This window comes from Proteiniphilum saccharofermentans (assembly GCF_900095135.1).
In the GTDB taxonomy this organism is placed as follows: domain Bacteria; phylum Bacteroidota; class Bacteroidia; order Bacteroidales; family Dysgonomonadaceae; genus Proteiniphilum; species Proteiniphilum saccharofermentans.
Genome location: NZ_LT605205.1, coordinates 2,055,480 through 2,082,297, shown reverse-complemented (window position 1 = coordinate 2,082,297; position 26,818 = coordinate 2,055,480). Strand labels below are relative to the sequence as shown.

20 protein-coding genes are annotated in these 26,818 nt (G+C 43.3%); 9 read left to right on the top strand and 11 right to left on the bottom strand.

The genetic code is table 11. The features are described from left to right. Window positions 1-7 precede the first annotated feature (7 nt). The 9 genes from PSM36_RS08150 to PSM36_RS08110 all read right to left on the bottom strand — a co-directional run bounded on the left by PSM36_RS08150 (window position 8) and on the right by PSM36_RS08110 (window position 8,801). Window positions 8-1,348 carry an MFS transporter gene (locus PSM36_RS08150; RefSeq protein ID WP_076930498.1) on the bottom strand — a complete coding sequence of 447 codons (1,341 nt, stop codon included), beginning with the start codon at window positions 1,346-1,348 and terminating at the stop codon, window positions 8-10. A gap of 61 nt (window positions 1,349-1,409) precedes the next feature. Further along, window positions 1,410-2,495, bottom strand: a complete 1,086-nt coding sequence (locus PSM36_RS08145; protein ID WP_076932134.1) for an aldose epimerase family protein — start codon at window positions 2,493-2,495, stop codon at window positions 1,410-1,412. A 130-nt stretch (window positions 2,496-2,625) separates the two neighbouring features. Then, a complete protein-coding gene (locus PSM36_RS08140; RefSeq protein ID WP_083710983.1) occupies window positions 2,626-3,939 on the bottom strand; it encodes a hemolysin family protein in 1,314 nt (437 codons plus the stop codon). A 36-nt stretch (window positions 3,940-3,975) separates the two neighbouring features. After that, window positions 3,976-4,878: a sugar phosphate nucleotidyltransferase gene (locus PSM36_RS08135; RefSeq protein WP_076930497.1), complete on the bottom strand. Its 903-nt coding sequence runs from the start codon at window positions 4,876-4,878 to the stop codon at window positions 3,976-3,978. Between the two features lie 167 nt (window positions 4,879-5,045). Continuing rightward, the gene (locus PSM36_RS08130; protein WP_076930496.1) at window positions 5,046-5,729 is read right to left on the bottom strand and encodes an RluA family pseudouridine synthase; all 684 of its coding nucleotides are present in this window, start codon (window positions 5,727-5,729) and stop codon (window positions 5,046-5,048) included. Window positions 5,730-5,733: 4 nt separating this feature from the next. Then, entirely contained in the window at window positions 5,734-6,480 is a 747-nt protein-coding gene (fabG, locus tag PSM36_RS08125) for a 3-oxoacyl-[acyl-carrier-protein] reductase (protein ID WP_076930495.1), read from the bottom strand. 114 nt (window positions 6,481-6,594) lie between these two features. Further along, window positions 6,595-7,194 carry a TetR/AcrR family transcriptional regulator gene (locus tag PSM36_RS08120; RefSeq protein ID WP_076930494.1) on the bottom strand — a complete coding sequence of 200 codons (600 nt, stop codon included), beginning with the start codon at window positions 7,192-7,194 and terminating at the stop codon, window positions 6,595-6,597. 86 nt (window positions 7,195-7,280) lie between these two features. Then, window positions 7,281-7,856 (bottom strand): DUF3109 family protein, encoded by a 576-nt coding sequence (locus tag PSM36_RS08115; RefSeq protein WP_076930493.1) that lies wholly within the window; start codon window positions 7,854-7,856, stop codon window positions 7,281-7,283. 66 nt (window positions 7,857-7,922) lie between these two features. Further along, window positions 7,923-8,801, bottom strand: a complete 879-nt coding sequence (locus PSM36_RS08110) for a CPBP family intramembrane glutamic endopeptidase (RefSeq protein WP_076930492.1) — start codon at window positions 8,799-8,801, stop codon at window positions 7,923-7,925. Between the two features lie 185 nt (window positions 8,802-8,986). Here PSM36_RS08110 and tig point away from each other — a divergent pair, with 185 nt between their 5' ends. From tig to PSM36_RS08075, 7 genes are all read left to right on the top strand, one after another. Further along, a complete protein-coding gene (gene tig / locus PSM36_RS08105) occupies window positions 8,987-10,543 on the top strand; it encodes a trigger factor (RefSeq protein ID WP_076930491.1) in 1,557 nt (518 codons plus the stop codon). A 178-nt stretch (window positions 10,544-10,721) separates the two neighbouring features. Further along, complete coding sequence (clpP, locus tag PSM36_RS08100; protein ID WP_019540791.1) at window positions 10,722-11,396, top strand: ATP-dependent Clp endopeptidase proteolytic subunit ClpP; 675 nt, start codon at window positions 10,722-10,724, stop codon at window positions 11,394-11,396. Between the two features lie 3 nt (window positions 11,397-11,399). Continuing rightward, a complete protein-coding gene (gene clpX, locus PSM36_RS08095; RefSeq protein ID WP_076930490.1) occupies window positions 11,400-12,644 on the top strand; it encodes an ATP-dependent Clp protease ATP-binding subunit ClpX in 1,245 nt (414 codons plus the stop codon). Window positions 12,645-12,902: 258 nt separating this feature from the next. Then, complete coding sequence (gene recQ, locus PSM36_RS08090) at window positions 12,903-15,101, top strand: DNA helicase RecQ (RefSeq protein ID WP_076930489.1); 2,199 nt, start codon at window positions 12,903-12,905, stop codon at window positions 15,099-15,101. Between the two features lie 185 nt (window positions 15,102-15,286). Then, a complete protein-coding gene (gene dxs, locus PSM36_RS08085; RefSeq protein ID WP_076930488.1) occupies window positions 15,287-17,248 on the top strand; it encodes a 1-deoxy-D-xylulose-5-phosphate synthase in 1,962 nt (653 codons plus the stop codon). A gap of 30 nt (window positions 17,249-17,278) precedes the next feature. Continuing rightward, window positions 17,279-18,616 (top strand): Trk system potassium transporter TrkA, encoded by a 1,338-nt coding sequence (gene trkA, locus PSM36_RS08080; protein WP_076930487.1) that lies wholly within the window; start codon window positions 17,279-17,281, stop codon window positions 18,614-18,616. A gap of 62 nt (window positions 18,617-18,678) precedes the next feature. Beyond that, window positions 18,679-20,145 (top strand): TrkH family potassium uptake protein, encoded by a 1,467-nt coding sequence (locus PSM36_RS08075; RefSeq protein WP_076930486.1) that lies wholly within the window; start codon window positions 18,679-18,681, stop codon window positions 20,143-20,145. A gap of 100 nt (window positions 20,146-20,245) precedes the next feature. On the opposite strand, the gene clpB is transcribed toward PSM36_RS08075, so the two are convergent. Continuing rightward, the gene (gene clpB, locus PSM36_RS08070) at window positions 20,246-22,834 is read right to left on the bottom strand and encodes an ATP-dependent chaperone ClpB (RefSeq protein WP_076930485.1); all 2,589 of its coding nucleotides are present in this window, start codon (window positions 22,832-22,834) and stop codon (window positions 20,246-20,248) included. A 541-nt stretch (window positions 22,835-23,375) separates the two neighbouring features. Here clpB and PSM36_RS17220 point away from each other — a divergent pair. Next, the gene (locus PSM36_RS17220; protein WP_083710981.1) at window positions 23,376-23,573 is read left to right on the top strand and encodes a hypothetical protein; all 198 of its coding nucleotides are present in this window, start codon (window positions 23,376-23,378) and stop codon (window positions 23,571-23,573) included. 296 nt (window positions 23,574-23,869) lie between these two features. Here PSM36_RS17220 and PSM36_RS08055 read toward each other — a convergent pair whose 3' ends face one another. Beyond that, window positions 23,870-24,943, bottom strand: a complete 1,074-nt coding sequence (locus PSM36_RS08055; RefSeq protein ID WP_076932132.1) for a tyrosine-type recombinase/integrase — start codon at window positions 24,941-24,943, stop codon at window positions 23,870-23,872. 238 nt (window positions 24,944-25,181) lie between these two features. Here PSM36_RS08055 and PSM36_RS08050 point away from each other — a divergent pair, with 238 nt between their 5' ends. Continuing rightward, window positions 25,182-26,738 (top strand): outer membrane protein assembly factor BamB family protein, encoded by a 1,557-nt coding sequence (locus PSM36_RS08050; protein ID WP_076930483.1) that lies wholly within the window; start codon window positions 25,182-25,184, stop codon window positions 26,736-26,738. The last annotated feature ends 80 nt before the right edge of the window (window positions 26,739-26,818 follow it).

The following is a 26,818-nucleotide window of genomic DNA, read 5'->3' as shown; positions in this document are numbered from 1 at the left end:
CTCCAAATTATTCTTCTACGGGTGCACTCTGGGAAGCAGTATCTACCGGTACTTCTTCATCCGTCACAGAGACACCGGTGGTTACGTTCTTCGAACCGATCAGGGCATAGAACAACAGGTAAGCCAATCCTATGGCAATCACCCAATAGCTTGCCAGATAACTGACAGAATCGGCTATACCACCCTGAATAGCAGGAAGGATACCGCCACCGCAAACCAGGGTCATAAATATTCCCGTAGCGGCCGGTGTGAACTTGCCCAACCCTTCTACTGCCAGGTTGAATATGCTACCCCACATGATGGATGTGCAGAAACCGACCAACACCATAAACATTGCATTAATGGGTATCTGTACCAACCCAAATGAAAGGCCGCCTTCGGAGGTAAACGCCGGGAATGTAACTTCGATGGTTGTCGGTGAGAAGATAGCTGCCAGGATTAATAACAATCCTACTAATGAGGCTGTAGAAAGCATGGCCTTACTGGAAATTTTACTTCCTAAGGAAGCCCCGATTAACCTGCCGGCTAACATAAAAAGCCAATAGATCCCGGCCACAAATCCCGCGGTTGTTTTACCGACCGGTGTGTCGGATAACCATAATATCATTACGCCGGGTGTACCGACTTCAACTCCCACATAAACAAAAATAGCAACGGCACCCAAGATAAAATGCCTGAATTTCATCGCTCCTGACATCAGTGTACCCATTGGTTCTTTTGTCTTTGTCGCGTGAGGCTCAGGAATTCTTATGCCCATCAAAACAAAGAATACAACAGCAAAAACACCCATTGCGATGTACATTACCGGAAATACATCACTGATCCTGGCGCTGGTCGCTTCACCGATCAAAATACCCACGAAAGCGGGCGTAAAGGTAGCCATCACGGAGTTGAAGGAACCACCGACCTGGATCAGCTGGTTGCCTTTGTTACCTCCGCCGCCCAACGTGTTCAACATGGGGTTGACCACGGTATTCAACAGACACATGGAGAAACCGGCAATGAATGCCCCAAGCAGGTAAACAACAAAGGCTGCTCCTTCGGGTGCATGTCCGGAGAGAAATTGTACAAATACCCCTACAAACCCCACGGCAATAGCGATCAGGGCCGTTTTTTTATACCCGACACGTTGCAAAAGCATGCCGCCCGGTATTCCCATCACTGCGTAAGCAATAAAATTGGCTGCATTCCCCAGCAACCCGAGGAAATTGGAAACGCCGAATTGTTCTTTTAATACTTGTCCCATCGGTGCCGCCAAATTGGTAACAAATGAGATCATTCCGAAAAGCGCGATCATCATGATGATTGGCACAATCCGATTCTTGTTCTGATCAGTAGTCGTGTTCATACTTTTTGATTAATTAATTATTAATTATTATTCTATTAACTGTTAATGGTCTAATACAAAATCATTTTGAATCCTCGTTCAAAAACCGGTAGGTTGTCCTCGATGCAAAAGTTTCATCCGGGCGTAGGATCACCGACGGATATTCCGGCTTATTGATGCTATCGGGGAAATGTTGTGTTTCGAAACAAACAGCCGATCTTGCAGGATAACGCTTCCCATGCTTCCCGGCAAAATTACCGGTCATCCAATTGCCGGTATAGACCTGCATACCTGGTTCGGTAGTATAGATCTCCATTTTGACTCCTGTTTTCGGAGAAAGACAGTAACCCGCATAAACGTATTCATCCATACTCTTTTTATCCAAAATAAAAGTATGATCGTATCCTTTGCCAAAATGTAGTTGTTCAAAATCGTCATCGATCCGCTCTCCTATGGTATGGGGTACGGTAAAATCGAACGGCGTTCCCTTTACCGGTGCCGGTTCACCATAAGGTATGGCCGTATTATCGGTAGGCAAATAACTCTCTGCATTAATCACTAACCAATGATCACTGATGGATGGATCCCCTTGTCCGGAAAGATTGAAATAAGAATGATTGGTGAGATTCAGGATGGTCGTTTTGTCGGTAGTGGCCTTATAATGAATATCCAGAGCATTATCGTCCGTCAAAGTGTAAGTCAATGTAACGGCGAGATTACCGGGAAACCCTTCTTCCCCGTCGGGCGAGAGATAAAACAGTTCGATACTCTGGTCAGTCATTTTTTTCACTTCCCATACCACAGCATTGAACCCCTTAATTCCTCCATGGAGTGAGTTAGGGCCATTGTTCACTGCCAATTGGTATTCTTTCCCTTCAAGAGTAAAACGGCCTTTGGCGATCCGGTTAGCCGTCCTGCCGCAAATAGCACCGAAATAAGCCTCTTCCGAAGTCAGGTATTCATCTATCGTATTATGGCCCAATACAACGTCAACCAATGTTCCGTCTCTATCGGGTACCATCAGCGAAACTATTTTAGCACCATAATTGGTGACTGCCAGTTCGCATCCATTCTCATTTGTCAGAGTGTACAACCCGGTTTGCCTGCCGTCTACCGTTTTCTGAAAAGCATCGACAAGCAAACCGGATTTGCCATACAATTTGTTCATGTAATTTTCTGGGTTTAAAATTAAGATATCGATGAAGATTGATTCTATATAAATCTGCGGTAAAATTACCACCTATTTTCGACGTAGCATGAAAAAATTTTGTGTTATATAACATAAAACTTTTTAATTATTACATAAATACTTCATCAACTTCTTTTAATTTTTTTGTTACTAAAACTTTATCTATTTTATTTCCGTCCACATCCACAATCTCGAAATGAAGATTGTCATAATCGAACTGATCTCCTACCGCCGGGATTTTATTGATGCATTCAAACACAAAGCCGGCTACAGTAGAATAATCAATCTTGTCAAAATTTACAATAAAGTCTTCGTCCATCTGCGACAATATCTCTATAGGAGCCTCTCCACTTACCAGGGCGGACTGGTCATCACGTATAAATATAAGTGGATCCGAGAGTTCATCTTCGGTCTCTTCAGGAATAGCGCCCACCAAGTTTTCAAAGATATCATGAATCGTGATAATTCCATCAAGGCTTCCATATTCGTCCACCACTACAGCCACAAACTTGTGGTTATTTTTGAAATTCTCTAGTACTTTTTGTGCCAGCTGATTATTCGGGACAATAATAGGCTCCATGATCAGATCCTCTATTGAAAAGAGATCCCGCTTATTGAGCCGTAACAGGAAATCTCTCATTGAGATGGTACCTACAAAATCATCGATCTCTTTTCTGCAGGCAAGTATCTTACTGTGTTTTGTTTGCAACAGGTCCTCTATGATCTCCTCCCTGTTCTTGCTTATATCTACCCATTCCACATCAGTACGATGCGTCATAAGGTGGATGGCACGTTTATCGGAAAAATAAAAAACCTGCTCGTGGATTATATTTTCTTCAGCATCGATAACTCCCTCATGGGAAGCGGTCTTCAACATGGCTCTCAACTCCATTTCCGAGACTACTTCCACTTTGGGTTTCAGCCCTATCAACCGGTTGACAAAGCTGGTCGATACCGACAACAGTTTTACAAACGGATAGAAGATGATACTCACCACATGGATTGTAGGTGCCACTGCAATCGCCATTTTTTCGGGATTATTCAACGCGATGGTTTTGGGAACTAATTCACCTATCACTATGGAAACATAAGTGATAAGAAATACTACAATTACCATGGAGACGACTTCAGCAAAAGGAGCAATAGTCGGAAACTGCTGGAAGAAAGGAACCAGATAAACAGTGAAAGCCTGCCCTCCGTAAGCACCGTTGATGATACCGATCAGGGTAATTCCTACCTGTACAGACGATAGGAAATTACCGGGGTCGGAACGTAATTTCAATGCTCGTTTTGCACCTAACTTACCTTTCTTCCGTTCTGCCTCCAGTTTATTCTTCTTGGTAGATACAATAGCGATCTCCGACAAGGCGAAAAAACCGTTAAAAAGAATCAGTATAAGAATGATAATGATGTCAATCCACATAGCAGGCCAGTTCTGTAAAATATAACCGTGATGATTTTACCACAATGGAGAGGGATATATTCCCTCATCGACAAGACTTTTTAACTTTGCCACAACTCCAGGACGGTCTTCGGCATAAGTTACACCGAACCATGAGGAAGGCGTATCGAGCACTTTCACAGAAGCATTACCATTAACGATCAGGTGATTGACCAATAACGGTATAAAATATTCTGCTTTTAGATTTTCGGCATTTTCTTTAAGGAATTGCACAAAATAATCATCGGAATATTTGAAATAGTCGGGCGTAAATCCCCACATATTCATGGATACAGGAGTGTTATCATCGATGGCAACCCATTGGTCGTTTTCGTCCTTATAGCTCACTTTCCCATCCACACGCATTACCTGGGTACGTTCCACTACTCCGGTAAGATTGCGTTCTTCGTCAGTTTCACAAACCCCACGCGCTACGGTTCCACTTTCAGAAAGAGTGTTCCCGACACGGTAGCCCACCATACAATATTTGTTTTCATTTCCTTCCAGCGTAGAAAGATAATCAGCCAATACCTTATAGCTCTCACGCCCGTAGAAATCATCGGCGTTAATCACCGCAAAAGGCTCATTAATGACCTCTTTACCCATCATCACGGCATGGTTGGTACCCCAGGGTTTGACACGGTCAGGATGAGGCGTAAAACCTTCCGGCAATTTATCCAGTTCCTGGAATACCAGTTCCACCGGTATTTTTTTCTCATATTTACTGACGATCTTCTCCCGGAAATCATTTTCAAACGACTGACGGATCACGAAGACCAGCTTTCCAAAGCCGGCATTCACCGCATCATAAATAGAATAATCCATAATGGTCTCACCACCCGGGCCCAATCCGTCTAACTGTTTCAGTCCTCCATAGCGGCTACCCATTCCCGCTGCCAATACAAATAAAGTTGGTTTCATTTAAATTGATTTGATAATTTAATGATTTATTGATTTGTAGATTTATACTTTTTTCCCTTAATAATGTCAGTTCATACACCGATATGCAAATGTAAGATTTTTATCTTAAAATTCATTCACTGCTTTATGGATAATATCGAATTCCTGCGGCTTATTAAGCAAAAAAATTATAAAATTGCATCTTTCACTTCAAATGATTTCCATAAATTATCGTTCGGTACAGGTGCGGTGACCAGTATCTTTTCTTTGGAGACAGGATGGATAAACGAGATAGTACGTGCATGGAGACTGATGCTCCCGTCCGGATTAGAACGGGCTGCGCCATATTTGAGATCTCCCTTGATTGGGCATCCTATTTTGGCTAATTGAACCCGGATCTGATGGTGTCTTCCGGTCTCCAGATCTATCTCCAGCAAATAATAATTCTGTGAAACGGCGATCAGCCGGTAATGCAGTATCGCTTTTTTTGTATGTGGTTTTTCATTGGCATATGCATTGGATTTGTTAGTCTTTTCATTTTTAATCAGATAGTGTATCAACTGATCTTCCTCTTTCGGGGGACGATTTTTCACAATGGCCCAATAGGTCTTGTCTATCTCGCCATTACGAAACATATCGTTAAGCCGAGACAACGCTTTACTGGTCTTTACAAACACCACCACTCCACTCGTAGGACGGTCGAGCCGGTGCGTCACACCACAAAAAACGTTGCCGGGCTTATTGTATTTCTCTTTCAGATACTCCTTCACCATCTCGGACAACGGCTGGTCGCCCGTTTTGTCGCCCTGCACGATCTCACCCGGCACCTTGTTGACAATAATGATGTGGTTATCTTCGTAAAGAACTGTCATCTAATCAGGTATTCATACCACCGCAGACATTGATTACTTGTCCACTTACATACGAAGAGAGGTCGCAGGCAAGGAAAAGAGCTGTATTCGCAACATCTTCCGGTGTACCTCCGCGTCGTAATGGAATCTGCTTTGCCCATTCGTTACGCACTTCTTCCGACAACTGTCCGGTCATTTCGGTAATGATGAAACCAGGAGCAATGGCATTGACACGGATACCGCGTGAACCTAACTCTTTCGCCATGGATTTCGCCAGACCGATCATACCTGCTTTGGAAGCGGAATAGTTGGCCTGACCGGCGTTCCCGGATACTCCCACCACGGAACTCATGTTCACGATGCTGCCTGATTTCTGACGCATCATCACAGGTGTCACCGCATGAATGAAGTTGAATGCCGATTTCAGGTTGACATTGATCACCGCATCCCATTGCTGCTCGCTCATCCGCATCATCAACCCGTCTTTAGTGATACCGGCATTGTTGATCAGGATATCTATACGGCCAAAATCCTGCATCACCTGATCCACCACCTTGTGTGTTTCTTCAAAATTAGCAGCATTGGAGGCATAGCCTTTACACTTCACTCCCAAAGAAGCGATTTCGTGCTCGGTAGCTGCACCGACCTCGTCTATAGTTAAATCCGTAAATGCGATATTCGCTCCTTCCAAAGCAAACTTCAATGCAATTGCTTTCCCAATACCACGGGCAGCTCCGGTAACTAACGCTGTTTTTCCTTCTAATAACTTCATTTTTAATTATAAATTATAAGTTATGAATTATGAATTGATTATCCTTCTTTTCACCTTCCCTTCTTCACTTCCCACTTCTAACTTCTTATTTCCCAATTTTTCACTTTTAGTTTTTCACTTTTCACTTCTCCTATACAATCCCTTAAAAAGAATATCAGAGATAATCTCCCTGTCTTCTTTTTTGTTATAGTCAAGTCCTAATGTCCCCCGGATGGAAGGTACTTCCAATCCTTTAAAAGCATAATGCAATATTACCGCAGTCTGTTTCACATTCTTCAACACGAAGATACCTTTATTACAACCATCCTGGATAATTCCTTCAAGGTAGCTGATCTCTTTCCTGTCGAACTCCTTGCGGACGTTTTCCACCTGCCAGATATCCCTAAAGAAATTGGCACGTAGCGTACCATTGCGTGTAACCACCTCCTTGACGGCACTCAAGCGTGTAAAAGCCAGCAGGATGAGTTTCTCATCAGCCGGAATATCACGTTTGATTACTTCCTCAAGCCTGTGGTACAGCACATTGAGTTCCGACTCAATAACTGCCTTATAAATATCGTATTTGCTATTGAAATAGGTATAGAGAGTGCGGCGGCCACGTTGCGATGCTTCGGCAATATCATTCATCGTTGTGTTCTCAACACCTTTTTTGGCGAAAAGCTGCTGCGCTACATCGATTAAATCTTTCTTTGTTTTGGAAATTGCAGAAACCATACTATTATGCACATTTTACTTATGTATGTGCAAAAATAGCACAAGATTCTAAATTGAGAAAGCAAATAGGATAAAAAATCAAGAAATTACTCCTCTCCTTTCAGCAATTTGGCGGCTTCACACACTTCATTATACCACTCTTCCCCAAATTTTCTGGTCAACGGTTCTCTCAGGAAGCGGTAAAGGGGTATTCCTTCTTTCCTCCCAAGTCTTACGGCCGGCTCACATATTGACCAACGGTGATAATTGACTGCAGTGAAATCGCTGTATTCTGTCAACCTTATTGGGTAAAGATGGCACGAGACCGGTTTACGGACAGATATCCGGCCTTCACGGTAAGCATTGTCAATGGCACATTTGCAAATTCCATCTGCATCGAAGTAGGTGAATACACACTCTTTTCCATTTACAAGTGAGGTAACCAGTTCCCCATCATAATCGGTATAGGCGATACCCTGCTTATTAATCACCTCCTGTGCCTTCGGGGAAAGATCATTCCAGATTTCAGACAGAATTCCTTCTATCTCCTGGAACTCCTCTTTTGTAATAGGTGCTCCCGACTCCCCCTCTACACAACATTCTCCCTTGCATTTGCAGAGGTCACAGATAAATCGTTCTTCGAATATATCGTCTGACAAAAGCGTATTTTGAATTTGTATCATTATTTCTAATTTTTCACTTTTAATGTTTCAATCCTAACTTCCCAACCACTCAGCCACTTCATCCACTTAAGCACCTAACCACTTCTTTCTATATCCCCGAAACAGCAGCACGGTACATAAGGCGCTCCCAACAGCGACAAAGGCAAACCACCTGTCGACCGGCATCTCGTCTAACTGCTGAATCCATTTACTGTCACCCCAGAAATAATGTAACACGACTATGAAAGCATTATTTATAAAGTGGAACAGGATGGGTACCCATAGATTCCGCGTGTAAAGGAACAGATATCCCAACAGGGCACCCAACAGGAGTCTGGGCAAAAATCCATAAAACTGGAAATGAACCAGACTGAATACCAGTGCCGTGATCCAGACAGCCACATGTCCGTTCGGAAACTTCTCCTGAATAAATTGTTGTAAGGCTCCACGGAAAAACATCTCTTCCGACACTGCTGCAAACCCTGCTACAATAATCAGGTTCAGGATAAGACTTCCGATGGTCTTACCCGATAGCAACAAACCGGTGGTCTCGAGTGCAGCATCTTCCATGGAGCGTAATACCTGCTCCACTTCATGCATAGATGCGGGGAGTTCCATCCCTTTGTTCCATTGTGACAGAAACGAAGCTAAACAGTAAGAGAAAATAAAAGCCAGGACGGCGAATATCATTTTTTCTCCCATCCGGCCGTTGGCGGTCATCTTCAGGTAGCGTACCGGGGCAGTGTGAGTCAAAACAGCAATAAAATATGCCGGCAAAGCAGTGCCCAACACCGATTGCATTACCGAGCCCACATAAATTGCAGTCACTCCGTCTCCGCCGTCCACTCCCGGTATCATCAGAATAAGATTTGTCAGGATACCGGCTGTGATTACACCAATCAGCAGAAACAAAAAAAGCCAGGCTATCTTATAGCCGGGTGTGAAGGACGAAAAAAAAGGTTTCATTGCTGCTGTCATTTAAAGTGCAAAGGTAGTACAATAATCCGGTAACAGAATTGCAGCGGGTTCAATAAAATATTTTTTGCAGATTAAAAGAATAACACTAATTTTGCAATCTTATTTTTAAAAATGTTTCAAACGGTTGAATTTTACGCACTTTCAACAAAAAACAATCATTTTCATATATTATAATGAAGTCAACACTGAACAAAACGAACGATGTGAATGGAACCATCGTCATTGAACTGGAAAAAGCAGATTATCAGGAAAAGGTAGATAAATCACTGAATCAATACCGTCAAAGGGCCAATATTCCCGGATTCCGTCAGGGAAAAGTACCCAAAAGCCTGATCCGGAAATTATATGGAAAAGCTATATTGGTCGACGAAATCAATAAAATTGTTTCCGACGAAATAGGGAATTTCATTCGTGACAATAAACTTAAAGTACTGGGAGAACCTCTGCCGGCTGATAACCTGGACGAAGAAATTGATCTGGAAAAAGATGAGATACTCAAATTCTCGTTCGATGTGGCGCTTACTCCCGAATTCGACCTGAAGCTCGACAAAAGTGTTGAACTGACCTCCTACAAGATACAACTGGAACCGGAACTGTTCGAACGGCAGATGGATGCCTACAAACAGAATTACGGCACTTATGCATCTGTGGAAGAGGAAGCAAAAGATACCGATCTGATCAAAGGCACCCTTGTCGAAATGGATGGTGACAAGGAAAAAGAGAACGGCCAGGTAATAGAAAACGCTATCCTGATGCCGTCCTATATTAAGGATGAAGAGACTAAAAACAGCTTTATCGGAGCCAAAGTAGGTGACAGCGTGGTACTCAATCCCAGAAAAGCCTACGACAATAACGAAGCCGAAATAGCATCGCTGCTGCAAACCACTAAAGAAAACGTAGCGGAGATAAATTCTGATTTCCGGTTCGACATTAAAGAGGTGACCCGCTATAAAGAAGCAGAAATGAACCAGGAACTTTTCGACAAAGTATTGGGTGAAGGAGTAGCCACTACGGAAGAAGAGTTCAGAACAAAGGTGGGAGAAGAACTGGTGAAACAATTTAAACCGGACGTCGATCATCTGTTCATTCATGAAGCACGGGATCTCATTGTAAAGATGATGGAAGAAGTAACATTCCCCGACGAACTGTTGAAACGTTGGCTACTCGAAGCGGATGAAAAACGTACAGCCGAAGAGATAGAAGAAGATTTTCCAAAAATTCTGGAAGACCTGAAATTCCATGTGGCAAGACAGAAAATCGTGGAAGAAAATGAGATCAAAGTCGACTTCACAGATATTGAAGCGCTTGCAACAGAAGTGGCAAGAGCACAGTTTGCCCAATATGGAATGACCAACCTGCCGGCAGATGTGCTGCAAAATTATACCAAGAGCCTGCTCGAAAAAGAAGAAACAGTCCGTAACCTGTTCGACAGGGCTACCGAAAACAAACTTATCGACTGGCTAAAAGAAAATGTGACCGTAATTGAAAAAGAGATCTCATCGAAAGATTTCAGCGAATTAATGAGCGGACATATGCATCAACACGGTGAACATACAGAAGAGCACGGTCATGATGAAGATATTGTAGAAGAAATCGTTTCCGACAATAGCGTAACAGAAGAGGCGGCCGACACAGAGCAACCTGTTTCTAACGACACACCTGACACGGAAGAGGGGATGGAGTCAACCGAAAAACCGGCAAAAAAAAGAAAAACATCGACAAAAAAATAAATATCTGCTGAGCAACCTATCGATTGTTTATCAGGATTTTATTTTGTAATTCGATAATTCGTTATAAATTTGTTGTATAATTCTAACACCGGTAAGTGTAGCTGACTGTAAATTTGGCACTCTGTTTGCAGTTGCTTTATTGGTAATAATTAGAATTATAAACATCAAACCAAATTTTATGCATAACGATTTTAGAAAATATGCGGTGAAACATCTGGGCATGAACGGCTCCAGATTGGACAGTTACATGAATATCACCAGCCAGGGAGGATACATCTCCCCCACCATCATCGAGGAACGCCAGCTCAACGTAGCACAGATGGATGTTTTTTCCCGTTTGATGATGGATCGTATTATCTTCCTCGGTACCGCAGTCGACGATTATACAGCCAATGTGATCCAGGCTCAGTTACTCTATCTCGATTCTTCCGACCCGGGAAAAGATATCTCTATCTACATTAACTCACCCGGCGGGTCAGTCTATGCAGGATTGGGTATCTACGACACCATGCAATTCATCTCAAGCGATATATCTACCATTTGTACCGGTATTGCGGCTTCAATGTCAGCCGTATTACTGGTAGCCGGTACCGAGAAAAAACGGTTCGCCCTCAACCATTCACGCGTGATGATCCATCAACCGTTGGGAGGTGTGCAGGGACAAGCCTCGGACATAGAAATTACCGCCCGTGAAATAGCAAAGATCAAACAGGAACTCTACGGCATCATATCTACTCATTCGGGTAAACCTATTGAAGATGTGGCCAGAGACTCCGACCGCGATTTCTGGATGACGGCATCCGAAGCCAAAGAGTATGGTATGGTAGATGACGTCCTGACAAAAAAGAAATAAACAATGGCAAAAAAGGCGAATAGCAGCAATCATTGCAGTTTTTGTGGAAGAAGTGAACAGGAAGTAAATCTGCTCATTTCGGGTATGACCGGCTTTATCTGTGACATGTGCGCCGAACAGGCACACGAAATTGTGAACGACTCGTTCCAAAGCAACAAGAAATCAGACATCGGACTTTCCCTCTCCTCGCTCCCCAAACCGGCACAGATCAAGGAGTTTTTAGATCAGTATGTGATCAAACAGGAGAGTGCAAAGCGTTTTCTGTCGGTATCGGTCTATAACCACTATAAACGAATCCTGCAGAAGAATACCAAAGATGAGGTGGAGATTGAAAAATCGAACATCATTATGGTAGGAGCAACAGGTACAGGAAAAACATTGCTGGCCAGAACCATTGCAAAGATGCTGCAGGTTCCCTTTACTATTGTGGATGCAACTGTGCTTACTGAAGCCGGCTACGTGGGAGAGGATATAGAGAGTATTCTCACCCGTCTGCTTCAGGTCGCTGACTATAACGTAAACGCCGCGGAAAGAGGGATTGTTTTTATCGATGAAATCGATAAGATTGCCCGTAAGAGCGACAACCCCTCTATCACCCGCGATGTGAGTGGTGAAGGAGTACAGCAGGGATTACTGAAATTACTCGAGGGCTCGGTGGTAAATGTCCCGCCCCAGGGTGGCAGAAAACATCCGGAACAGAGGATGATCGCCGTAAATACCAAAAATATATTGTTTATTTGCGGAGGTGCCTTCGACGGGATAGAGAAAAAAATCGCCCAACGCCTCAACACACGTGTGGTAGGTTATGCCGCCAGCAATCAAAGTTCGGTAATCGACCGGAATAACCTGATGAAATATATCACTCCGCTCGACCTGAAATCATTCGGGCTGATCCCGGAGATCATCGGGCGACTTCCAGTCCTCACCTATTTAGAGCCGCTCGACCGGGATGCACTGCTGCGCATATTGGTGGAGCCTAAAAATTCGATCATCAAACAATATCAGAAGTTATTTGAGATGGATAACGTAACACTCACTTTCGACCATGAAGCTTACGAATATATCGTCGATAAGGCGATTGAATTTAAACTGGGAGCGCGCGGATTGCGTTCTATCGTAGAAGCAATCATGATCGAAGCTATGTTCACTCTCCCCTCTTCAGGTGAGAAGAAAAAAATGCACGTTACCCGCGAATATGCTGCTCAACAGTTGGAGAATTCAGATCTCCACCATTTAAGAGTCGCCTGAAACATATTCCATTCACGACATATAGGAATCCCCGGCCGGTGAAAGCCGGTTGCGTGTGAATCAAAAAAAACGCATGTTCAGCTTGCGTTTTTTTTAATGCAGTCACTTATCCGTTTATCACTGAATATGCACGGGTTGATAACACAATTGAATATATTCGTTTTGTATTACAAATCTTATTTGGAAATATAAAATACTTTCTTAATTTTGTGTTTGCCTTTCGGAAAAGGCAGATTTGATTACAGAGTGATTTGCTCAATGGAAAAACAAGATTTATTATACAAAGGGTTAAAGAAATATTTCGGATTCGATACTTTTAAAGGTAACCAGGAGGCTATAATCAGAAGTATCTTGTCCGGAAAAGACACTTTTGTATTAATGCCAACCGGTGGCGGAAAATCACTCTGCTACCAACTCCCTGCGCTACTGATGGAGGGAACGGCGATTGTCATTTCTCCGCTTATCGCACTGATGAAAAATCAGGTGGACGCCATGCGTAACCACAGTGAAGAAAACGGTATTGCCCACTTTCTCAACTCCTCCCTCAATAAGCAGGAAATAGAAGAGGTAAAAAGAGATGTGCTCTCCGGCAGGACAAAGATGCTGTATGTAGCGCCCGAGTCGCTCACCAAAACTGAAAACGTGGAATTCCTCCGGAATATCCCTATATCATTTTATGCTGTGGATGAGGCGCATTGTATTTCGGAATGGGGTCATGATTTCCGACCGGAATACCGGCGCATCAGGCCAATCATCAGTGAGATCAGCGTACGCCCTATCATCACTTTAACTGCAACAGCCACACCAAAGGTACAGCACGATATCCAGAAGAATCTCGGGATGACTGACGCGGTGGTATTTAAATCATCTTTTAACCGCCCCAACCTCTATTACGAGATTCGTAATAAGACTGAACAAATAGACAGGGAGATCATTAAGTATATTCTCTCCCAGGGCAAAAAATCAGGAATTATCTATTGTCTGAGCCGAAAGAAAGTGGACGATTTTGCAGAGATCCTGCAAGCAAACGATATCAGGGCATTACCTTACCACGCCGGAATGGATGCCGCCACGCGCAGCAATAATCAGGATGCTTTCCTTATGGAGAAGGTGGATGTAATTGTAGCGACTATTGCCTTTGGTATGGGAATCGATAAACCTGATGTACGTTATGTGATCCATTATGATATTCCCAAGAGCCTTGAAGGTTATTATCAGGAAACCGGCCGTGCCGGACGCGATGGGGGTGAGGGAAAATGCATCGCATTCTATTCAGAAAAAGACCTGCAGAAACTGGAGCGTTTCATGCAGGGTAAACCGGTCTCGGAACAGGAGATCGGAAAACAACTGCTGCTGGAAACAGCCGCTTATGCAGAAACATCCGTATGCCGGAGGAAAGTGCTGCTGCACTACTTTGGCGAAGAGTATAACGAACCGAATTGTGAACATTGTGACAATTGTTTAAATCCCAAGAAGAAAGTGGAAGCGAAAGAGTTACTTATTACTGTGTTGGAAGCGATTACCGCTCTCAAAGAAAAACAAAAGGCCGATTATCTTATAAATTTCCTTATAGGAAAAGAATCATCTGATATAGAGACGTACGGGCATAATGAATTGGAGGAATTCGGATCGGGTGCCGATGAAGAAGAAAGCACCTGGGAAGTAGTTATCCGTCAGGCACTACTCGATAACTATCTGAAAAAAGATATCGAAAACTACGGTATTCTCAAGATTACCAAGAAGGGGAAAGACTTCTTGAAAAGTCCTGTCTCATTTAAGATAACGAAAGATGATGAAGATGAGGACAACATGACCGATCCGGAAAGTGATGATTCAGATGTGATCTCTGCCGGTGGAAGCGGTGGTGCTGCCGACCCCGTGCTTTTCTCCATGATGAAGGACCTGAGGAAAAAACTGTCGAAAAAACTGAACGTTCCTCCTTATGTTATTTTCCAGCCTTCGTCACTCGAAGCCATGGCCACCTCCTATCCCATTACACTTGAGGAATTGCAAAATATTCCCGGAGTGGGTGCCGGAAAAGCAAAACGTTATGGCAAAGAATTCGTCGATCTGATAAAGAAACACGTGGAGGAAAACGACATTACCCGTCCCGAAGATCTCCGTGTGAAGACGGTCGCCAATAAATCGAAACTCAAAGTATCTATCGTACAGGCCATTGACAGAAAGGTGGCACTTGACGATTTAGCGGAATCAAAAGGTATTGATTTTAACGAAATGCTGTCGGAAGTAGAAGCCATTGTATATTCGGGTACCAAGATCAATATCGATTATTTCCTCAATGAAGTGATGGATCAGGATGTACTGCAGGATATTTACTCCTACTTCAAAGAGACCGAGACAGATGATCTGGAGAAGGCACAGGAAGAATTGTCAGATTATACAGAAACCGAAATACGCCTGGTTCGCATCAAGTTCTTCTCCGATATGGCGAATTAAGGTAGAAAAGTGGGAAGGTGGAAAAATGGAAAGGTCTATGAATGATTAGGATAATTATAAACTATTTTATACCTAAACCCGTTATTAAAGAAGAAAACTATGTGCAGAATTATGAAGCGAGCAGTAAATCTAAACATTGTCTTTTCTCTTTATTCTTTACCCCTTATTCTAAATAAAACAAGCGTATGCAATATTTACAACATATAAACAGCCCCGACGATCTGAAAAAACTCAGCATAGAACAACTGGAAACAGTTTGCAGCGAACTGAGGGAATTCATCATCGAGCAGCTTTCCAATAACCCCGGACATTTTGGATCGAGCCTGGGAACTGTAGAGTTGACTGTGGCGCTCCATTACCTCTATAATACTCCCTACGACCGACTCGTATGGGATGTAGGGCATCAGGCCTATAGCCATAAGATACTGACCGGCCGCCGCGACCGGTTTTCAACCAATCGTAAGCTGGGAGGGCTTTCCGGGTTCACCAACCCCAATGAGAGCGAATACGATACTTTTGCCGCCGGCCATGCGTCCACCTCCATCTCGGCGGCGTTGGGTATGGCTGTGGCAGCCAATCTCAGGAAGGAAATGAACCGGCATATCGTTGCCATCATCGGCGATGGATCCATGACCGGCGGATTGGCCTACGAAGGGATCAACAACGCCTGCTCGCAACCCAATAACCTGTTGATCATCCTTAACGACAATGATATGTCGATCGACAACAACGTGGGTGGAATGCAGGATTACCTGGTGAAACTGACCACTTCTGCAAAATACAATAAGGTACGGAACAATATCTACCAGGGTTTCAAAAAACGAAATCTGATTTCGGAAAAAGAAAAGAACCTCGTCTTGCGGTTCAATAACAGCGTCAAATCCCTGATAACCAAAGAGCAAAATCTGTTCGAAGGATTTAATATACGATATTTCGGGCCGGTCGATGGGCATGACCTGCCGGGATTGATCCGTATACTCCGCAATATCAAAGATATGCAGGGGCCGAAGTTACTTCACATCAAAACCGTCAAAGGCAAAGGATTCAGGCCGGCTGAAAAATCGGCCACCATCTGGCATTCACCGGGTCTTTTCAATAAAGAGACCGGCGAGCGGATCCTGAAGGATAATGCAAACCAACCCCAGCTTTATCAGGATGTGTTCGGACATACCCTTGTGGCGATGGCTGAGAAAAATGAGAAAATCGTGGGAGTGACTCCGGCCATGCCCACCGGCTGTTCCATGACTTTTATGGCAGACAGATTCCCCGACAGGTCATTCGATGTGGGCATTGCCGAAGCACATGCCGTAACCTTTTCCGCCGGCATGGCAAAAGAAGGATTGATCCCGTTTTGTAATATTTACTCATCGTTTATGCAACGGGCATACGACCAGGTAATCCACGATGTGGCACTACAAAAACTGAAAGTGATCTTCTGTCTTGACAGGGCAGGTTTAGTGGGTCCCGATGGCCCTACGCATCATGGTGTATTTGACCTTGCCTATCTTCGTCCCATACCCAACCTGATTATCTCATCGCCCTACAACGAACATGAACTGCGCAACCTGATGCACACAGCCGTATATGGAAACGAAGGACCTTTCGCGATCAGGTACCCCCGTGGCCAGGGTGAGATGACCGAATGGAAAAACGAACCCCATATCCTTCCTATCGGTAAAGGGAGGAAACTAAGAAAAGGGAAAGATATAGCCCTCCTCTCCATTGGTGCTATCGGCAATAATGCAGCAAGAGCAATCGACGAAGCGGAGAAATCGGGCATCAGCGTAGCCCATTATGATATGGTCTTCCTGAAGCCCGTCGATGAGGAGTTGCTGCATAAGGTGGCAAGGAAATTCAGATATATCATCACCGTGGAAGATGGGGTCATTAAAGGAGGTTTGGGGAGCGCCGTCCTCGAGTTCCTTGCGGAAAACGACTATACTGATGTTCATCTGCTCCGCGTAGGTATCCCCGATGAATTTGTTACCCACGGATCAGTCAGAGAACTTCAGCAGATCACCGGAATCGATGAAAAGGGTATTCTGGAACATATTACGCGTATGTATAAGGAAACCCGGGGAATTCATGCACATCTACAGCCACCGCATAACAGGATAAACCCTGTTGTACAGATACATAACCGTTGAGATAGAGAATCATTAACTGCAAAGGATGCAATGAAGATTTTAATAGCAGGTGCGGGCGCCGTCGGAACCCATCTGGCGAAACTTCTCGGACAGGAAAATCACGACATAACACTTATCGATGCCGATAAAGATCGGCTTGCCATCATACGTGACAACACCGATATACTCACCTATATCGGCAACTGCATGTCGCTCAAAGATCTTACGGAAGTAGGTGCTGCCAATACCGACCTCTATATCGGCGTAACTCCCGAAGAGTCCAAAAACATCACCTCCTGTATGCTTGCCTCCAATTTAGGGGCGAAGAGGACACTTGCCCGTATAGATAATTACGAATACCTGTTACCCAAGAACAAAGAATTCTTTGAAAAGTTGGGGATTCATTCCATGATCTATCCCGAACTGATCGCGGCCCGGGAGATCGCAATGTCGCTTAAAACGCCGTGGGCACGCTTCTGGTGGGAATTATGCAACGGAACCGTAATCCTTGCCGCCGCCAAAGTAAGGGAGAATGCCCCCATTGTGAATACATACCTGTACGACCTTCCACAGACAAACAAACGGTTCCACATGGTGGCCATCAAGCGCAATTCGCACACCCTGATACCTAAAGGGAGCGATCAGATCCTTCCTGATGATATTCTTTATTTCACCACCCTCAGAAAACATATCGATTCATTGCCCGAACTGTTCGGTAAAAAATCGTTCGAGACCAGAAAAATCATGTTTATGGGTGGCAGCCGCATCACCATGCGTACCATACAACAACTCCCGTCGAACATCAATATAAAGATCATTGAACAGGACAGGGAACGTGCGGAAAAGCTGGTGGAGATGGCCCCGCCCAACGTCACCGTTTTTGTGGAAGACGGCCGGAACGCTGAATTTCTCCTGCGGGAGGGTATCACTGAGTCCGATGCATTTCTTGCCCTTACCGGTAACTCCGAAGCCAATATCCTGGGATGTATGATGGCAAAACAGTATGGCGTGAAGAGGACGGTGGCAGAAGTCGAGAATATCGATTACATCTCGATGGCAGAACGTTTCAATATTGGAACTGTGATCAACAAAAAACTGATCGCCGCCAGCAAGATCTACGAACTGTTGCTGAAAGCCGATGCTTCCAATATAAAGAGCCTTACCATTGCCGATGCCAATGTAGGGGAAGTCATCGCCAAACCCAACTCCAAAGTGACGAAAAAGCTGATCAGGAACCTGAATCTACCGCCCGACATCACTTTCGGGGCTATCATCCGAAACGGGGAACCCATGCTGGTGGACGGAGACACATTGATTGAGCCCTATGATCAGGTAGTGGTATTTTTCCTCAATAAATCACTGAAAAGTATCGAAAAACTATTTAATTAAATTTGTGCCAGGGCAGATTTTGCATACCGTACATGCATATGCCTCCGGACAAACTACGACGCATGCAGAGATTTAACTATCAGTTTGTATTGAATACCATAGGTCTGCTCCTGATAATTGAAGCGATCTTCATGCTCTTTTCCGCATTCGTAGGTGAGTATTACAACGAAACGGCCGTAAGGAGTATTTATCTTTCGGCACTCGCTAGCTTCGGTTCCGGAGTGCTTCTCTCATTTCTGGGAAGAAAACGGAAGCGTGCAGCGGGTAACCTTACCAAACGGGAAGTTTTCTTTACCGTCACGCTCTCATGGTTGATGATGACGCTGTTCGGCACATTCCCTTACTTGTTCAGCGGCGCCATTCCCTCTTTTACAAACGCATTTTTTGAGAGCATGTGTGGTTTCACCACTACCGGCAGTTCTACCCTGGTCAATATTGAAGCATTTCCCAAATCACTCCATTTCTGGCGCAGTTTCACGCAATGGATCGGAGGGATCGGGATCATCATCTTCGTCCTCTCGTTTATGCCTATTTTCGGAGGAATCTCAAGCCAGTTCTATGAGGCGGAAGCCACCGGTATAGCCGAAGACCAGTTCCGTCCCCGCATCAGAGAGATTACCAAACAGATGGCACTTACTTATCTCGGCCTTACGATCCTTGGATTTTTCTTTCTTTGGGCAGGCCCGATGGATGCGTTCGATGCAGCTTGCCATACACTCACAGCCATTTCCACAGGGGGCTTTTCCACCAAGCAGACAAGCATCGCCTTTTTCAATTCTCCCTATACAGAATATGTGATCACCCTGCTTATGTTCTTGGGTGCTACCAATTTCCTTCTCATATCGGTACTTGTCACCCGGTTCAAGGCCACTATCTTCAGGGATGAAGAGTTCAAATGGTATCTGTTGATTACCGTCCTTTTCACCTTGGGGATCACAGTGGCTCTTTTGGCCTCAGGACGGATGAACGATACAGAACAAACTTTCCGGATAGTGCTTTTCCAGGTCGTGGCGGCAATCACCACCACAGGATTTGCCACAACTGATTTCCAGTTGTGGGGTTCCGGCTACTGGCTTCTTTTCCTCACGATGATCCTCTTCTGTGGCAGTGAAGGGTCCACTTCGGGCGGGATGAAAATCTCGCGCTTGATAGTGCTTTCCAAAAATGCACTGTTGGTTTTCAAGCGCCAGGTACATCCCAACGCACTTTATGTGGTGAAGATGAATCGGAAAGTGATCACTGGTGAAACCCTGTCACGGCTATTCGCCTTTGTCTTCCTGTATGTCACCCTCACGGTGGTTAGTGCCGTAATATTGGGTCTTACGGGGATGAATTTCGAAGAATCAATCGGTGTTTCCCTTTCGTCCATCAGCAACTACGGCTTCGGATTAGGCTCTTACGGGCCCAGCGGCACGTTCGAATCAGCGACGCCTTTCATGAAATATTATCTCTGTTTCCTTATGCTGGTGGGGCGCCTTGAGATATTTACCGTACTCTCGTTGTTCATCCCCGGATTCTGGAAAAGGTGAAACTTCAATTTCGAATTTCCAATTACTAATTACTAATTACTAATTACCACATCATCACATTAGCACATTGCATATCCTTTCCACCTTTCCACTTTACAATTCAATTCCTGAAAAAGACCGTATCGTCGATGGCGTCGATAATGACCGGTTTTGTCTTATCCACCTTTCCTGCCAACAGGTCTTTCGAAAGCTGGTTCAGCACCTTGCGCTGGATCAACCGTTTCACGGGACGTGCTCCGAACTCAGGATCAAAACCGGCTACAGAAATGCTTCTGACCGCTTCGTCGGTGTACCTCAGTTCGATACCGTTCTCCGACAACATTTTTCCTACAGCACCGAGTTGGATACGGACAATCTGTTCGATTTCATCCTCCTTTAGCGGAGCAAACATAATAATATCGTCGATCCGGTTCAAAAATTCCGGGCGGATAGTTCTTTTCAGCATATCCATCACCAGATTCCGGGTATTTTCGATAATCTCTTCACGGTTCGAAGGAGTGATCCTTTCAAAATTCTCACGGATCAGGTTCGACCCCATGTTAGAGGTCATGATGATAATGGTATTTTTGAAATTCACCACCCTACCCTTGTTATCGGTCAACCGGCCGTCATCCAGCACCTGCAACAGGATATTGAACACATCCGGATGGGCCTTTTCAATCTCATCAAACAATACCACTGAATAGGGTTTACGACGGATCGCTTCAGTGAGTTGTCCACCTTCATCATACCCCACATATCCCGGAGGTGCTCCAATCAGCCGGGTAGCACTGAATTTCTCCTGATACTCGCTCATATCGATACGGGTCATCATATTCTCATCATCGAAGAGGTATTCTGCCAGCGCTTTCGCCAACTCCGTCTTACCAACACCCGTTGTACCCAAGAAGATGAAAGAACCGACAGGACGTTTCGGGTCGCTCAATCCGGCACGGTTACGCCGCACTGCGTCAGCTACGGCAGAGATAGCTTCCTCCTGGCCGACAACACGTTTATGAAGTTCTTCTTCGAGATGAAGCAGTTTCTCTCGTTCGCTCTGCAGCATCTTACTCACCGGAATACCGGTCCACCGCGATACTACATCGGCAATATCTTCAGCATCCACCTCTTCTTTAATCATCGCACGTCCACCCTGGCGTTCATGCAACTGTTTTTGCAGTTCTTCGATCTCAGTCTCTTTCTCCTTGATCGTACCATAACGTAATTCAGCGACCTTACCGTAATCACCTTCGCGCTCGGCCCGTTCTGCTTCAAACTTGGCATTTTCAATGTCGATCTTGTCCTGCTGGATCTTGTTGATAATTTCTTTTTCAGACTGCCATTTGGCTTTATATTCCGACTCTTCGGCACGTAAATCTTCAATCTGCCTGGTAAGTAACTCCTCTTTCTGGGTATCATTTTCACGACGTATTGCTTCACGTTCGATCTCCAACTGCTTGATTTTCCGCATGATCTCGTCCAGCTCTTCAGGAACAGAATCGACTTCCATACGCAGTTTGGCGGCCGCCTCGTCCATCAGGTCGATCGCCTTGTCAGGCAGGAAACGATCCGTAATATAGCGGCTCGACAGTTGTACGGCAGCAATAATCGCTTCGTCTTTGATACGTACCTTATGATGGTTTTCGTACCTTTCTTTCAACCCACGGAGGATCGAGATTGTATCCGATTCACTCGGTTCGTCCACCATCACTGTCTGGAAACGACGTTCCAATGCTTTATCCTTTTCAAAATACTTCTGGTATTCATCCAGCGTAGTAGCTCCGATAGCACGCAATTCACCACGCGCCAGGGCAGGTTTCAGGATATTGGCGGCATCCATTGCGCCTTCACTCTTTCCGGCACCGACCAGCGTATGAATTTCATCAATGAAAAGGATGATCTCTCCATCCGACTTCACCACTTCGTTGATTACTGACTTCAACCGTTCCTCGAACTCACCCTTATATTTTGCACCGGCAATCAGCGCTCCCATATCCAGAGAATATATCTGTTTGCTCTTGAGGTTCTCCGGTACATCACCCCGCACGATACGGTATGCCAATCCTTCGGCAATCGCAGTCTTCCCTGTTCCCGGTTCACCGATCAGGATAGGATTGTTCTTTGTGCGCCGGCTCAGGATCTGCAAAACACGACGGATCTCTTCATCACGTCCGATAACAGGGTCAAGTTTACCGTTACGGGCACGTTCGGTCAGATTCACAGCATATTTGCCCAGCGACTGGTAAGTATCTTCGGCCGACTGGCTTGTCACCTTTTGTCCTTTACGTAAATCCTGAATAGCTGCCTGCAACTGGTTCAGTGAAATGCCCGCATCTTTCATCATCTGAGATGCACTGTTCTTTTCATCCAGGATTGCTAACAGCAGATGTTCCAGCGATACGAACTGGTCACCCATCTTGCTGGTGAAATCGTTCGCTTTCTGGAAAACGGCATTAGTCTCCCGGCTTAACATCGGGTCGCCACCTGATACACGGGGAAAAGACTCAATTTCCTTGTCGAGCACTCTCTCCAGATTTTGAGGATTTACACCCAGTTTCTGAAACAGAAAACTGGTTATATTTTCGCCTACCAGCATCACCCCTTTGAGCAGGTGTGCCGGCTCAATCATCTGCTGATTGTTTCCCTGTGCCAGTTCGATAGCCTTCTGTACCGCCTCCTGGGCTTTTATTGTAAAATTATTAAAGTTCATATATTTTCTCCTTTCTTCAAATCGTGTCATGCAAGTGCTCCGGACTATATTAAAAACAAACGTCAAGAGACAAAGTTCTTACAATGGAGCCATTCAAGACTATGAGTATTAGAAAGTATACTCACGCCTGAATGCACAACACCAATCGGTCAAAATCTTTGCCAAAGCATAGTATCTGACTTTTTGGCAGGAATTTTCTGATCGGTCACTCACATGTGTATAGATTTCGCGGTTGTCTTGTAGGAATCAACTGTCTCAAAACGAGGGAGACTTATTTTAATTGAATGATCATCCGTAAAACGTCAGATTCACATAATATGGTCATTACATTTGCAAACCTAACGCAAGCTGGATTCACATAAAAAAACAGACATTTAGGAGTATTTACGGATCATCTTAATTTATATTGCAATTTTCAAATATTCTATTCATAGAATTGCGTATATTTGTGCGTTACCGGCAATGGTAACATAACTATCGCAATTCCCTCGCCACCCGACCTAAAAATAATCCGCACATTGCTTTCAAGGTCGAAAATCTAATGACAGCAATTCAAGGTCAGGAAACCCTTTTAGGTCCTTACGAGCCCATTGAAGGATATGAAGTTGCCATTATAAACGATGGAGGAATGCCCATTGAATTGGTCGAGACCAATCTTACAGATGAAGAACTTTGGGGAAAAGCTAAAGAACAAAACGATTTAAATACAGACGGACTAAATCAACCGGGCAGCAGATAAAGTAGATGAAGATAATGAGGGCAAAATCTGCGAAGCCGTTAGAGCAGAGAAAAACAAAAAAAATGATAAGTTTAAAAAATAACTCCATATGTGGAATAAAGTTTTGGAGTTGCAGGAAAAATAGTATTATGCTTGGTAATTATTTTGAGTATGACTACTTGGCGTCATGCCATCGATTTTTTTGTATCTTTACCACGGCAAAAAAGGAATTTGTCCATACCGTTTTTCATCTGTTTGTGTTACTCGGTCTGGCAAGCCATATTTATGCAGCCTGGCTTATTCCGCTATAAATATTCTTACAAGGAATCGAGCGGACTTTTTATTTTTGACTTCGACAGATCGGTAACGTGTGTATAGATTTCGGTCGTTTTAACGGATTGGTGCCCAAGCAAATCCTTGATAAAACGTATATCAGTACCGGTTTCCAACAGGTGTGTGGCATAACTGTGGCGCAGCCCATGTATGCCGATTTGTTTTTTGATTCCAGCCTTTTTTAATCCCGATTTAAAAACTTGTTGGGCACTCCGGATGGAATATTGCCCTTCATGCTGTCCTTCGAAGAGATATATTTTAGGACGATAGTCCTTGTAATAACTTCGCATATCTTCAAGTCGTACTGATTCCGGGAGGGGAACTACACGGTCTTTTTTTCCTTTACCCTGTTCTATACGGACTAACATGGCGGTACTGTCGATATCCGAAATTTTCAGGCTGACCAGTTCGCTGACACGTAATCCCATACCATAAGCAAGTTTCAACATCAGTCTATGTTTCGGATTTTGGGTAACTTCAATAATTTTTTGCACTTCCTTCTTATTGAGCATTTTTGGAAGTGTCTGCGGTTTTTTGGGACGTGGAATATCAAAGAACATTTTCTCACGGTGTAACACTTGTTCATAGTAGAATTTTATTGCGTTGATACGGCTATGGATTTCACTTTCCGACAACTTCAGCGTCCGGTGGCAATAAAGAAAATAACCACGTAACCGATCAGGAGTAAGCTCATCAACCGGATACGATTTAAGGATGTACAGCAATTGAGCAAATTCCAGCGTATAGGTTCGAAGCGTATTTTCGCTGTACCCTTTCAGTATTATCTGTTCCTGAAACCGTTTTAGAGCTGGTAGGTTTTTAGCATGAATTTTTCTCAGGACTTCTTTACCGGCAATCACCGGCTTCAAACCAAACAACTCACGATAATATCGGTTATCGGTAATATACCATGATTTCTCCGATGCTGACCATCTTGCTTTTGTATGATTGCGCAGATAGGAAATAAGTTGGTTGTCTTTTTCGAACCTAATCCAAATCACCCGCTTGCCATTATATTCACCCGGCTCAAAATGATATCTTTTATCTCTAAAATCCATAACTGCGTATTTCAGATATGTTAAATATGTACTCTCAAACCTCTTTTGGAGTCGAAAGATAGTATAATAATTCGAAATACGCAACAAAATATCTGTTTTCAATCAACTGATTCACATAGAGGTATGACTTATTTTAATTTTTATTGAAACAAATGATTGTTTTTTAATATTATTGCGTATATTTGTGCGTTAGGGCACATAATAGAAAAAGAAACCGACAGCATTTAACTGAATAAATATGAGAAAAATAGTATTAGGACTTTTACTTTTAATTTCGCTAACTGGATTTAGCCAAAAGAATCAAATTAATGTATTGAGTAATGAGAAAACATTAGGCAAAAGCCTTATCGATAGCTCTGAAATAAAAGGTTTAGAATACGTATTTCCTGAAAGAATTCATGAAACATTTATTGATACAACAAATGGATTTTTAACTGTTCAATTGCGTGGACTTAGAAAAGAAAAATGGCTTAGCAATACTGGAAATATTATCCAATATGACATTAAAAATCAAAAAGTATTATGGAGTAAAAAGATTGCTTACCAGTCAAGCAATCTACAGCAATTCAGTAACACAATGATTTATACCGTTGCTAATAAAAGTTATTGTCTTGATATTATTACTGGAAATGAACTTTGGGAAGTTAAAAACAACATATACTTTGTTGACCCAATTGATAATATTGGCATCGGATACAAATTCAAAAGCTCAACTGGATATTCCAATGAACTTGAAGGAATTGATTTAAAAAATGGCAATGTACTTTGGAAAAGAGATTTAAATAGAGAATATGGTTGGAATGATGTTTTTTACACAAATGATTCAACAATGATTGTTGTTGCTGCTGGATTACATTCAATAGATATAAAAACGGGAAAAGGCTGGGATTACAACACGATTACAGGAAAAAAAGATTACACAGGAACAGCTGCTGCAAATGCGGTTGGAGTTGGTTTAGGTTTGCTTACAGGCACATTCGTTATGTCTACTGGACATGATTTAGTAAGAGATTTGGTATCTAATACTATAACTGACAGTTCCAGTATATATTTGGCTTCAAAAGAACAACTTGTAAAAATCGACAAACAATCAGGTGAAACAATATGGAAGTTCCCATTTTCAAACGACTTAGCAAGTAAATCTTCTATCTTCATGAATGATAGCGTAATATTTATGATTAATAAGGGAATGGCATTTATGGGTTACAGACAATTAGATTTTGGTAAGCCCTTCTTTGCGGCATTTGATAGACAGACTGGTAAACAGAAATACTTATCATTAATAAATGTAAAAGACGACCCTATTCTCAGTTATCAGATACAAAACAGAGAAATCTTTTTAGTATTTAAAAACAGAATTTCAAAGTATTCAATGGAAACTGGGAATTTGATTGCTGAAAAAGACTTTCCGAAAGACAATGTTGGAGAACTAAAATATTTTGTAGGTAATCAAGTATTTATTACAAATCAAAATGGAGATTTAATGAGTCTTCCACAATCTGATTCCACCAAAGTATTTGTTTTTACAAGTCAAGGTAAAACATTATCCATTGACAGCGAATTAAATATTTCAAAAACAATAGAATACGATGATTTAAGTATTTATTATTTGAGAACAAAGAATTTTAAGTTTATTGCAAAAGATAAAAAGACTTTGGTTATTAATAATACTGGACAAAGAATTGCTGAAATTGATGCGACCTCAAATGCCTTCCTGATTGGTAATACTTTATATGACACACAAGACAAGAGTTTTGTAACAATTGATTTGAGTGAAATGATTAAAAATGAATAAATTACGTGCCCTAACACGCGGTATAAAAAATTGCCGGGACAGTAGGTTATTCAAGGGTTGTAGCCCGCTTCAACTTTTGT